General features: G+C 64.1%; 14 protein-coding genes (1 of these 14 cut by a window edge). 12 read left to right on the plus strand and 2 right to left on the minus strand.

From position 1 onward, the window contains the following. Positions 1-202: 202 nt before the first annotated feature. From ACEWQZ_RS08000 to tatC, 6 genes are all read left to right on the plus strand, one after another. Positions 203-1,480: a 6-phosphofructokinase gene (locus ACEWQZ_RS08000; protein ID WP_476482710.1), complete on the plus strand. Its 1,278-nt coding sequence runs from the start codon at positions 203-205 to the stop codon at positions 1,478-1,480. A 122-nt stretch (positions 1,481-1,602) separates the two neighbouring features. Continuing rightward, a complete protein-coding gene (locus tag ACEWQZ_RS08005; protein ID WP_476482556.1) occupies positions 1,603-3,348 on the plus strand; it encodes a phosphoenolpyruvate carboxykinase (GTP) in 1,746 nt (581 codons plus the stop codon). A 107-nt stretch (positions 3,349-3,455) separates the two neighbouring features. Further along, entirely contained in the window at positions 3,456-4,424 is a 969-nt protein-coding gene (locus ACEWQZ_RS08010) for an NHL repeat-containing protein (RefSeq protein ID WP_476482557.1), read from the plus strand. Between the two features lie 90 nt (positions 4,425-4,514). Continuing rightward, entirely contained in the window at positions 4,515-4,742 is a 228-nt protein-coding gene (tatA, locus tag ACEWQZ_RS08015; protein ID WP_476482558.1) for a twin-arginine translocase TatA/TatE family subunit, read from the plus strand. 3 nt (positions 4,743-4,745) lie between these two features. After that, complete coding sequence (tatB, locus tag ACEWQZ_RS08020) at positions 4,746-5,015, plus strand: Sec-independent protein translocase protein TatB (RefSeq protein WP_476482559.1); 270 nt, start codon at positions 4,746-4,748, stop codon at positions 5,013-5,015. Continuing rightward, positions 4,984-5,742, plus strand: a complete 759-nt coding sequence (gene tatC, locus ACEWQZ_RS08025; RefSeq protein ID WP_476482560.1) for a twin-arginine translocase subunit TatC — start codon at positions 4,984-4,986, stop codon at positions 5,740-5,742. Before tatB ends, tatC begins: the two co-directional genes overlap by 32 nt. 8 nt (positions 5,743-5,750) lie before the next feature. On the opposite strand, the gene ACEWQZ_RS08030 is transcribed toward tatC, so the two are convergent. Then, entirely contained in the window at positions 5,751-6,599 is an 849-nt protein-coding gene (locus ACEWQZ_RS08030; protein ID WP_476482561.1) for a BPSS1780 family membrane protein, read from the minus strand. Continuing rightward, positions 6,596-7,195 carry an LOG family protein gene (locus tag ACEWQZ_RS08035; RefSeq protein ID WP_476482562.1) on the minus strand — a complete coding sequence of 200 codons (600 nt, stop codon included), beginning with the start codon at positions 7,193-7,195 and terminating at the stop codon, positions 6,596-6,598. Before ACEWQZ_RS08035 ends, ACEWQZ_RS08030 begins: the two co-directional genes overlap by 4 nt. A 19-nt stretch (positions 7,196-7,214) precedes the next feature. Between ACEWQZ_RS08035 and ACEWQZ_RS08040 the strand changes: the two genes are divergently transcribed. The 6 genes from ACEWQZ_RS08040 to ectB all read left to right on the plus strand — a co-directional run. Then, positions 7,215-7,697, plus strand: a complete 483-nt coding sequence (locus ACEWQZ_RS08040) for a c-type cytochrome (RefSeq protein WP_476482563.1) — start codon at positions 7,215-7,217, stop codon at positions 7,695-7,697. Beyond that, entirely contained in the window at positions 7,694-8,350 is a 657-nt protein-coding gene (locus ACEWQZ_RS08045; RefSeq protein ID WP_476482564.1) for a rhomboid family intramembrane serine protease, read from the plus strand. Before ACEWQZ_RS08040 ends, ACEWQZ_RS08045 begins: the two co-directional genes overlap by 4 nt. 163 nt (positions 8,351-8,513) lie before the next feature. Next, on the plus strand, positions 8,514-9,074 hold the full coding sequence (locus tag ACEWQZ_RS08050) for a MarR family winged helix-turn-helix transcriptional regulator (RefSeq protein WP_476482565.1): 561 nt from the start codon (positions 8,514-8,516) through the stop codon (positions 9,072-9,074). Positions 9,075-9,116: 42 nt separating this feature from the next. Continuing rightward, positions 9,117-10,328: an aspartate kinase gene (locus ACEWQZ_RS08055; protein WP_476482566.1), complete on the plus strand. Its 1,212-nt coding sequence runs from the start codon at positions 9,117-9,119 to the stop codon at positions 10,326-10,328. After that, a complete protein-coding gene (gene ectA, locus ACEWQZ_RS08060; RefSeq protein ID WP_476482567.1) occupies positions 10,315-10,836 on the plus strand; it encodes a diaminobutyrate acetyltransferase in 522 nt (173 codons plus the stop codon). The genes ACEWQZ_RS08055 and ectA overlap by 14 nt, the downstream gene beginning before the upstream one ends. Before the next feature lie 11 nt (positions 10,837-10,847). Next, on the plus strand, positions 10,848-11,690 hold the 5' portion of the coding sequence (gene ectB / locus ACEWQZ_RS08065; RefSeq protein WP_476482568.1) for a diaminobutyrate--2-oxoglutarate transaminase. It continues 444 nt past the right edge of the window; only the first 843 of its 1,287 coding nucleotides appear in the window; the start codon lies at positions 10,848-10,850; its stop codon lies off the right edge, out of view.

Below are 11,690 nucleotides of genomic sequence, written 5' to 3' on the forward strand. Positions count from 1 at the left end.
GGCGCGCGGTTGTGTAGTCAAGCCGACAAAACTAACGCCGAAGGGGTGGGGTGTCAAATGCAGACTTCCCTTGCGCCGGCCGCACCCGGTTCGGCGCTGGTGGCATCAGGTGTCTGTTGGCTGGTTCGCCGACTGGCTGGCCAGCGAACACAGCGAGGATTCGCTATCCTCTGAAGCAGGCTTCGATCCCGAGCAGCTCGCCATGTCCGGAAAAAACATCCTCTACGCACAATCCGGCGGGGTGACCCCGGTCATCAATGCCACGGCCGCGGCGGTGATCGAGCGCGCGCGTGCCAGCGGCGGTCGTGTTGGTCGGGTGCTGGCAGCCCGGGACGGCATCATCGGCGCGCTCGAGGAGCGCTTGATCGACACCGCCCAGCTCGGCGAGCCGGAGCTGGCGGCGCTCAATCACACGCCCGGGGGCGTGTTCGGCTCCTGTCGCTACAAGCTCAGGTCGATTGACGAAAACCAGCGCGAGTACGAGCGCCTGATCGAGGTTTTCCGGGCGCATGATATCGGCACCTTCTTGTACAATGGCGGCAACGACTCGGCCGACACCGCCTGGAAGATCTCGCAGATCGGTGACCGGCTGGGCTTTCCCGTGCAGTGCATCGGCATTCCCAAGACCATCGACAACGATCTGATGGTGACCGACAACTGCCCCGGCTTCGGCTCGGTCGCCAAGTACGTGGCAGTGTCCATTCTGGAGGCCAGCCTTGATGTGATGGCGATGGCTTCGAGTTCGACCAGGGTCTTCATCATGGAGGTCATGGGGCGCCACGCCGGCTGGATCGCTGCGGCCGGCGGACTGGCCGCCCGCGAACAGGGTGACCCGCCGCAGGTGATCCTGTTTCCAGAAGTGCCCTTTGACCGCGAAAAATTCAGCGCGCGCGTTCGTCGCTCGGTGGCGGAGAACGGCTACTGCTCGGTGGTTGTTTCCGAGGGGGCGCGTACGGCCGATGGCAGCTTGCTGGCCCACGCCGGCACTACCGACGCCTTCGGTCACAAGCAGCTCGGTGGCGTCGCGCCGATGATCGCTGACCTGGTCAAGGCTGATCTCGGCTACAAGTGCCATTGGGCGGTCTGTGATTATCTGCAGCGTTCGGCGCGCCATATCGCCTCGGCAACGGATCTGGCGCATGCGCGTGCGGTCGGCGAGGCGGCCGTCGAGCTCGCGATCGCTGGAAAGTCAGGCGTGATGCCGGTCATCAAGCGCTCCAGCGATGAGCCGTATCGCTGGCGGGTCGAGGCGGCGCCGCTGTCGGAGATTGCCAACCGCGAGAAGAAAATGCCGCCCACGTTCATCAGTCCCGATGGTTTCGGCATTACCCCGGAGTGCCGTGCCTACCTTGCTCCGCTGATCCGCGGCGAGGCTTATCCGGCCTACGGTGAGGACGGCTTGCCCGGCTATGTCCGACCGCCCCTGGCCGACCTCGAACGCAAGCTCGCGCGCTTCGAGTTGCAGGGCAATGGTCGCTGATTATTGGGTCTGCCATACATGTTCGGCTCGAGCATTGGATAATCCGATGCAGATGGATTGATTCCGGCGGCACAAGCCGCTAATCTGCCGGGCCTTGGTCATTCACGAAAACTGGCGTTCCAATGTCATCCAAACTGCAAGCGCTCAATGAGTGGGTCAACCGGGTTGCTGAACAAACCCGTGCGGCCCGGGTTCACTGGTGTGACGGGTCCGAGGCGGAAAACCGGAAGCTGATCGAGGTCATGCTCGAGTCCGGCGATCTGGAGCGCCTCAATCCCGAAACGCATCCCGATTGTTTCCTGCATCGCTCCGACCCGTCGGATGTCGCTCGCGTGGAGCATCTGACCTACGTCTGCACGGAGCGTGAGGAAGACGCCGGCCCCAACAACAACTGGATGGCGCCAGCGCAGGCTCAGGCGCTGATGAAGGGCCTGTTCGCCGGCTGCATGGACGGGCGCACGATGTACGTGGTGCCCTACTGCATGGGGCCCCTCGAGTCGCCGTTTTCGCGCTGCGGCGTCGAGATCACCGACAGCCCTTACGTGGTGGCCAACATGCGCCTGATGACGCGCATGGGCCGCGAGGCGCTGGCCCGGATCGAGCGCGAGGGCACTTTCGTCAAGGGCCTGCACTCGACCGGTGAGCTGGATCCCGATCGCCGCTACATCATGCACTTTCCCGAGGAGCTCAGCATTCAGAGTTTCGGCTCGGGCTACGGCGGCAATGCCTTGCTGGGCAAGAAGTGCCACGCTTTGCGCATCGCCAGCTATCAGGCTCGCAGCGAAGGCTGGCTGGCCGAACACATGCTGATCGTCGGCATCGAGAATCCCGCCGGCGAGATCCGTTATGTGGCCGGTGCGTTTCCTTCCGCCTGCGGCAAGACCAATCTGGCCATGCTGATTCCGCCCGAGGCCTATCGGGAAAAGGGATGGAAGGTCTGGACGGTGGGCGACGACATCTGCTGGCTTCAGCCCGGCGCCGATGGTCGCCTGTGGGCGATCAATCCCGAAGCCGGTTTCTTTGGGGTCACGCCGGGTACCAGCGAAAAGACCAATCCCAACGCGCTCGCCATGCTGGATCGCGAGACGATCTTTACCAACGTGGCGGTGACCGAAGACAATCAACCGTGGTGGGAAGGCCTGGATGACCGCAAGCCGGCGCGGGACTGGCAGGGCCGCCCCTTCGATGACCGGAACGGCCCGGCGGCGCACCCCAATTCACGCTTTACCGTGTCGATCAAACGCTGCCCGAGCTATTCCGAGCAGGCGGAGAATCCCGACGGTGTGCCGATCGACGCGATCATCTTCGGTGGCCGGCGCGCCAGCCTGGCGCCTCTGGTGCTCGAGGCCCGCAACTGGTCCCACGGCGTGCTTGTCGGTGCCGGCATGGCCTCTGAAACCACCGCAGCGGCCACCGGTCAGGTCGGCGTGGTGCGGCGCGATCCGATGGCCATGAAGCCGTTCTGCGGCTATCACTTCGGCGACTACTGGGCGCACTGGCTCGAGGTCGGCAACAAGCTCAGCCGGCCGCCGAAGATCTTTCAGGTCAATTGGTTTCGTCGTGACGAGGACGGCCGTTTCATCTGGCCGGGCTTCAGCGACAACATGCGCGTGCTCGAGTGGATCATCGCGCGCTGCCGCGGCGAGGCCGACGCGGTGGAGACACCCGTGGGTCATCTTCCCGATATCGCCTCGCTCAACCTCGAAGGCCTCGACGAGCGTCCGGACATGGAGCGGCTTCTGGCCGTTGATCCGGCCGAGTGGCGCGAGGAGCTCAAGGCGGTGGGTGCGCACCTCGACGCCTTCGGCGACCGCGTGCCCGAAGCGCTTGTCAACGAGCTCGAGGTCAGCCGTTCGGCGCTGAAGTAGCGCCCGGCTGGGGCGGGCGGTCGGCGGCTGTCGACAACCGCCTGCGGACAGCGTCCGGGCACTCTGCTAACATGGGCGCCGTCGGAGTAACAGGAAAATAAAAGCCAATGCGCGTCTGCACGCTTCCATGGTGGAAAGGTGTAGCTCTGGCCGTTGCTTTCGCCGCCAGCGCGACCGCGTGGGCAGCTCCGACAGGTTATGCCATCAATTCAAAGGGTTATGATCTCGACAACTCACGAGTGGCCGCCTTGTGGGCAGTCGACCTGGCCACCGGCAAGGCGGATTATGTGGGCTGGACCGGGCGCGATTACTTCATCGATATCGAGGGGTTGGGGTTCGATGCGCAAGGGCGACTCTACGGCGCCGATGACAGCGAAGACACGCTCGTTCGCATCAGTACGAAAACCGGTAACGCCGCGCCCGTTGGCGGCTCGCGTGGCAATATGGGGGTCCCGGCCGGCGCCCATATGGATTTCGGTCTCACGTTCACCTGCCGAGGCGACCTGCTGATCTCATCATCGGGCAAGCAGGAGCTTTACCGGGCTGATCTGGAAACCGGTGAGCTGACTTCCATCGGCAGCCTGGGGGTGGCGATCGTGGATATGGCCAGTATCGGCGAGCGCGTGTTCGGGATCGGCCTGGGCACTGATGATCAGGGCAATGCGCTGACACCCAACCTCTACGAGATCGATACTGAACTGCCGGCCGCTGAGCTGATCGGCCCCCTGACCGGGGCGAGTCCCTACATTCAGGCCGGGCTGGCCGCCGATGAAGACGGCCAGCTGTGGGCCATTACCGACCGCAACAGCATTCCGCCTTCAACCGACAGGCTGCCCAGCGAAATTCTGCGCATCGACCCGGCAACGGGTGAGGCCACGCCCGTGGCCGAAACCATCGTTGGCATCGAATCTTTGGCCATTACCGGCCCCGGCAGCTGCGATGGCGATGACGCTGGTGCTGGCGCTGACGATCAGGCACACCCGGTTCCGGTGCTTTCCCCCGGGGTTCTGGCTCTGTTCGGGGCGCTGATGCTGGCGCTGGCGTACGCGCCGCTTCGCCGCCTGGCAGCAAGCTGATAAACTGACGGTTTCCCCGAACGGGTCGACTTCGGCCCCGAACCAGAGGTCAGACGCATGGGTATTCCTGGTATCAGTTGGCCCCAGATATTGATCATTCTTCTCATTGTGCTGCTGGTCTTCGGAACCAAGCGTATCCGTAACATCGGCAGCGACCTCGGCGGGGCCATCCGCGAGTTTCGCAAGGGGGTGGACGACAAGGGCGAGTCCGGCAGCGAGGCGCCAGACAAGGACGAGTCTGACGCCACCGAGTCGCAGGCGGCACGCAACGATGAGGGGCAGGCGCAGGGCGAATCGGCCTCGAAGCAGGAGCGCTGATCCGTGGGCGGTGTTGGCGTCAGCGAGCTGCTGCTGCTGGCCCTGATTCTGCTGCTGGTGGTCGGCCCGCAGCGCCTGCCCGAGGTGGCCCGCACCGTGGGGCGCTGGGCTGGGCACGCGCGCGGCGCCTGGGCCAGCCTGAAATCCGAATTTCAGGACGAAATGGACCGCGACCACAACCGTCGCATCCTCGAGGCAGAGCGGGCCCACAAGCCCGGTGACCCCGGAGACAAGGATCGGCATGAGCGAGAAGACAACGCGGACCGATCCTGAGCTTTCGCTGATCGATCACCTGGTCGAGCTGCGCAGCCGCCTGCTGCGGGCGGTGGCCGGGGTGGTTGTGGTGCTGTTGCTGCTGGTGCCCTTCGCCCGCCAGCTGTATGCCGTGCTGGCTGCGCCGCTGGTGCGCCACCTTCCCGAAGGCGGCAGCATGATTGCCGTCGACGTGGCCTCGCCTTTTCTCACGCCTTTCAAGCTGGTGCTGATTCTGGCGGTGTTCATCGCCATGCCCTGGGTGCTCTATCAGGTATGGGCCTTTGTCGCGCCGGGGCTGTATCGCCACGAGCAGCGCCTGGCCCGCCCTCTTCTGGGCATGGCCGTGGGCCTGTTCTTCGTCGGCTGCGCCTTCGCCTATTTCGTCGTCTTTCCGGTGGTGTTCGCGTTCTTTGCCAGCATGGCCCCCGAAGGCGTGGCGATGATGACCGACATCAACCGCTATCTGGACTTCGTGCTGACGCTGTTCATCGGTTTCGGGCTCGCCTTTCAGGTGCCGGTGGTCACGATCATTCTGGTTGCGCTGGGCGTGACCACGCCCGAGGCGCTGGGCCGGATCAGGGGCTATGTCGTCATCGGCGCCTTTACCGTGGCCATGTTCATGACCCCGCCGGACATGATCTCGCAGACCCTGCTGGCCCTGCCGGTGCTGGCGCTGTTCGAGCTGGGGATCATCGCCGCGCGTATTCTGGTGCGACAGCCGGATCAGCCCGACGACGCGCCGTGACTCGGCGGTCAGGCCAGCAGTTGGCCACCGCTGTCGCCCGGCCCGTCTTCGCGGCCTGCGAGAGGCGAGCCATACACGCTGCAGAAGGCGACCCACTGGCAGCTGGCCATGAGCACCTGGAACAGCATGGCCACCAGCATGAGCAGAATCTGGGCGACGGCCTGCCCGGCGCTGCCCATGGCCAGGCTGAGCAGCAGCATGACGATCCCGAAGAGGAATCCCAGCGCGATGCACAGGCCGATGACGGCCAGCCCGAAGCCGAGGAAGGCCGCCCAGTTGGCGCCTACCGAGCGCAGGCTGGCGGTCAGGGCGGCGATGGCGCCAATGCGGTGAAACAGCACCAGCGGAATGGCAAAGTACAGCGCGGCCATGACCACCGCGGCAATGCCGGCTGCGACCAGCAGCAGCGGACCCGGCGTGACTTGCTCGAGCAGCCCGGCCATGGCGTCGGGCGATTGCTGGGCCGCCTGGATCTGATCGATGGACACCTGGTTGGCCAGCCAGGCGGACACCGCCATCATCGCCAGAATGGCGCCCACTATCCCGAAGACTCCCAGCGCGAGCAGACGCGTGCGCAGATCACGTCGGCCCCAGGCGGCAAACAGCAGGCCGGGCGCAGGCCGTCGACCCGCCGACACCTGGCTGACGGCCACGATGGCGCCGGCGGTCAGCATCGGCGTGATCAGCATGATGGCCAGCTGGCCAAGAATCGGGACCACGGCCAGCATCGATATCAGCAGCCAGAGCGCGGCCAGGCCGGACAGCGGCCCGAGGCCGGCGAGCAGCAGCTCTGCCGCCGTCGCCAGCCAGCGCAGGCCGGCGGCAAAGCCCACTTTTCTGTGGCTGGGTGCGCTCATCGGGGGCGCTGCACCGCCGCCGTGTCGAGCGCGTCGCGACCGGACCAGGCGCTGGCGTCACGTACCGCCGCCAGCGCATCCTCCGGTTCGGACACCGTCTGCCACACGCCCAGATGCGCCGGATTCATGAACTGCTCGTCCACACTTTGATGCAGGAATTCGAGCAAGCGATCATAATATCCGCCGGTGTTGACCAGCACGATGGGTCCCAGGAACTGGCCCAGGCGCTTCAGGGTCATGGCCTCGAACAGCTCCTCGAAGGTGCCGCAGCCGCCTGGCAGCGTGACGACGGCGTCGCCCTCCTCCAGCATCCGGGCCTTGCGAATGCGCATGTCGGCAACCACTTCAAGTTGGTGCAACCCCTGGTGCCCGCGCTCGACACGCGTGAGAAACTCGGGGATGATGCCGTGGACCTCAGCGCCCTCGGCCAGCGCACCATCGGCCATGGCGCCCATCAGGCCGGTGCTGCCGCCGCCGTAGACGATGCGCAGCCCGGCGCGACCGAGGTGACGGCCCAGTCGCTCGGCAGCATCGAGATAGGCGGCGTCCAGCGCCTGGCTGGAGGCAGCGTAAACCGTAACGCAGTTGATGGACATGACAGGAAGGATAAGCCAATTGCCGCGCAACTTGCATTGTAAACCGCTGCCGATTGCGGCACTGCTGCTTGCGGTGTTGCTGGTCGCTTGCGGTGACGGCTCCGGGCCAGAGGCCGATCAGACCCCGGGCGGGGCCGCTTACGCGCGCTTCTGCGCCGGCTGTCACGGTGTGGAGGGTCAGGGTCGTGCGCCGACGTTTCCGCCGCTGGCTGAATCCGAGTGGCTGGCCCTGCCGCCCCGCGGCCTGACGGCGCTGATCCTGCTGGGCCTGCGTGGCGAGATCGAAGTGGTCGGGCAGCGTTATGCCGGCTACATGCCGCCAATGCAGCATATCGATGATGCCCGCGTGGCCGCGATCGTGACCCATATCAAGCAGCGCTGGTCGTCTGATTCGCCGGTATGGACAGCTGCTGACGTGGCCCGTGTGCGCGCTGCGGTGGGCAGTGGCAGGGCCATCGAGGGTCGCGCTGGTCTTGAGGCCTGGATTGAGGAGTTGCAATGAACCGGATGCGCAGGCTGGGCGGCCGGAACTCGCCCCCGGTATCGATGATTCTGCTGGGAGTCACGGTGTTGGCGTACTTTCTGCAGATGACGGCCATGCAGGATGTGCTGCGCCTGTTTGCCCTGTGGCCGCTGGCAACGCCGGACGTCATTCGCTTTTCCGACGGCAGCAGCATGGCGACCGGATTTGTGCCGTGGCAGCTGGTGACTTACGGTTTTCTGCACGGCGGGTTTGGGCACCTGTTCTTCAACATGTTTGCGCTCTACATGTTCGGCCTGCCGGTCGAGCGCGTGTGGGGTGCGCGTCGTTTTCTGACCTACTATTTCGTCTGCATGATCGGCGCGGCCGTGATTCAGCTTGCCGTGGCCGCGTTCGCCGGTGATGTCTATCCCACCATCGGCGCCTCGGGGGCGGTCTTCGGCCTGTTGCTGGCGTTTGGCATGATGTTCCCCAACAGCACCATCGTCTTGCTGATTCCGCCCATTCCCATGAAGGCCAAGTACTTTGTCGTCGGCTATGGTCTGCTGACGCTGTTTTTCGGCATGACCGGCACGATGGCCGGGGTGGCGCATTTTGCCCACCTGGGCGGCATGCTGTTCGGTTTCGGCCTGATTCTGTACTGGGGCAGTCGCCGTTCGCGCGGGCGTTTCTAACAATTGCGGCGGAATTTTGCGGCGGTGTCGCGCGCTGAATCTCCTGGCGCCTTTTCCTAACCCCTTGATTTTGTGAATATATCTTCAATTTCTTTTGCCGGGCAATATTATTTCGCCAAATCTTTAGCCACCAAGATGATTTTCGGCATATAATTAGCCGCAAATGAGATCCCGTGAATCGAACAACCAGGTAGCCAACGGTTCGCAATCGTCGCCTGAGGCGGCGATCAGCAGCGCGCTGGTGAACGAGCCCGATGACCCCCGCGTGATGGGGGTTGTACGGAACTTTCGTGTGGCTGTGCGTGCCGTTCAGGCGCATTCGGCCTGGGTAGAGCGCCAGTGCGGCCTCAGCGCGGCCCAGTTGTGGGCGCTGTGGGAGGTTGACCGCAAGCCCGGGTTGAGCGTGTCCGAGGTGGCGCGTCGGCTGTCGATCCGGCCGGCTACGGCCAGCAACCTGCTCGACAAGGTCGAGGGCAAGGGGCTGCTGCGCCGCTCACGCCAGGGTCCGGATCAGCGAGTGGTTCAGCTGTTCGTGACCGATCAAGGCGCACAGCTGCTCGCCACCGCACCTTTGCCGGCGCAGGGCGCTTTGCTCGATGCCTTAACGCGGCTGCGGGAAGAACAGCTCGACGAGCTCAGTCAGAGCCTCGAAGCGCTGGTCGACATCCTGCACACCAAGGACGAAGGCTCGGCCCTGGCGCCCATGCACCCGGGCAAGAGCTGAAACAGAGCAGACTTTTCACTCAAATCAAAGACGATCTGAAAGATGGAAATCATCGTTCAAAAATATGGCGGTTCCTCGCTGGCCGAAGACAAGCAGCTTCAGGCCGTGGCCGAACGCGTTGCCCGTTGCAAGGAAGCGGGCAAGGGCGTTGTGGTTGTGGTGTCGGCGCGTGGCAAGACCACCAGCCAGCTGCTGGCGCGTGCCGGCAAGCTCAACTCCAATCCCGAGCATCGCGAGCTCGATATGCTGCTCGCGGCCGGGGAGCAGGCTTCGGCCTCGATGTTGAGCCTGGCGCTGCACGACCTGGGTCACGAGGCGGTGTCCTTGACCGGCCTTCAGGCCGGCGTCAAGACCTGTGATTCACACATGAACGCCTGCATCAATACGGTTGATCCCGAGCGCATGCTCGAGACCCTGGCCGAGGGCAAGATCGTCGTTGTGGCCGGCTTTCAGGGCGAGAGCCCGGACGGCGACATCACCACGCTGGGCCGTGGCGGTTCTGACACCACGGCGGTTGCGCTGGCGGCGGCCGTCGGCGCTGGTCGCTGTGAAATCTATTCCGACGTTGACGGCGTCTACACGGCGGATCCGCGCAAGGTGCCTGACGCCACGCGGCTGAACAAGATCAGTCTGGCGGAAATGAAAACCCTGGCGCATCACGGCGCTGGCGTGCTCAACGAGCGTGCCATTGACTACGCCATCAAGCACGGCGTGACCATCGTTTGCCGCAAGGCGCACGGCGAGGGCAGCGAAGAGACCATCGTGCGGGCCGAGCCCGAACTCAAGCACGCGCGCATCGTTGGCGTAGCCAGCCATGACGAGCTGCTGCAGGTCGAGTTCGATGCCACCGCCAACCACGCCAAGCTGGCTGATCGGCTCGACGACCTCGATATCTTCGTGCCCGAGCTGGCCGAGGGCGAGTCGGGCCGCTATCTGATCTCGATCGGTCAGCTGGCCGACGATGAGGGCCTGGCCAACTCGATTCGCGAAGAGTTCGACCACGGCATCGTCGTCAGCGGCCCGATTGCCAGCGTCTCAGCAGTGGGCTACAAGGCCGGCAGCGACGCGCGCGTTGAAGAGATTGCCCGTCGCAAGCTCGAATCCGAAGGGATTGCCGTGCATGAGGTCATGCGCTTTGAGCATGCGGTGACCTGCCTGATCGACTGCAACGCCGTCGAGCGCGCCATGCAGCTCTTCCACGACCGTTTCGATATCAATGACAGTGATACCGAGGTGGGCAATGTCGCTGCCTGAACAAGCGTCAGCGCAGAGCCAGCCGGTGTTTCGCCAGGCGCGCGCCGAAGACGGTGGGCGCATGTACGAGCTGGTCAGGGAGATGGGCGGTCTTGAATTGAACACCGCTTACTTCTATGTATTGTTCTGTATCGACTTTGCCGACACCTGCGTAGTCGCGGAGGTCGACGGCAAGCTGGCCGGCTTCGTGCTCGGGCATCGCCCGCCGCAGCGCCCTGACACCGTGTTCGTCTGGCAGGTGGGTGTTGCGCCCTTCATGCGCAAGCAGGGCATGGCGCGTCGGCTCCTGGAGGCGTTTCTGGAGCAGAACCCGGATGCGCGCTGGCTCGAAGCCTCGGTGACGCCGGACAACACGGCGTCTCGAAAGCTCTTTCGTGGGGTCGCCCGCGACCGGGGCGTTGAGTGCCGGGTCAGTGATTTCATGCTGGCCGAACACTTTCCTGACGGCCACGAGCCCGAAGAGCTGTTTCGCATCGGCCCGTTCAAACCGAATTCAAACTTGAGTTAGTGAGTGTATAAATGAGTCATCATCTTGAAACCATCAATCGACTTGAATCGGAAGTGCGCAGTTACATACGCAACTTCCCCACCGTGTTCACGCATTCGCGGGGCGCGCGTCTGATTGCCGAAGACGGAACCGAGTACATCGATTTCTTCGCCGGCGCCGGCGTGCTCAACTATGGCCACAACAATCCCGAGATCAAATCGGCGCTGATGGATTACCTCGCCGAAGATCACATCGTGCACAGCCTCGATATGGGCAGTGCTGCGCGTGGCCGCTTCCTGGAGCGTTTCGAAGAGGTCATCCTCAAGCCGCGGGGAATGGACTACAAGATCCAGTTTCCGGGGCCTACCGGCACCAATGCCGTCGAGGCGGCGCTGAAGCTGGCACGCAAGGTCACTGGTCGCCAGAACGTGATTTCGTTTACCAACGGCTTCCACGGCATGACCCTGGGTTCGCTGTCGGTGACCGGCAACTCGGGCAAGCGTGCCGGTGCCGGCGTGCCGCTGGCCAATGCGTCCCAGATGCCTTTCGATGGCTACCTGGGTCAGGACAGCGACAGTAGCCTTCAGCTGCTGGAGCGGGTTCTCGAAGACGAAGGCTCGGGAGTGGACAAGCCGGCCGCCGTCATTCTCGAGACGGTGCAGGCCGAAGGCGGCGTCAACGTGGCGCGCATGGAGTGGCTGAAGAAGCTCGCAGCCATACTGGACCGACACGGCGTCTTGCTGATCGTCGACGACATTCAGGTGGGCTGCGGGCGCACCGGCCCCTTCTTCAGCTTCGAGGCAGCCGGCATCAAGCCTGACATCATCTGCCTTTCGAAGTCGCTGAGCGGCCTTGGCCTGCCGTTCGCCATCACC

The sequence above is a fragment of the Wenzhouxiangella sp. YN1 genome (assembly GCF_056324145.1).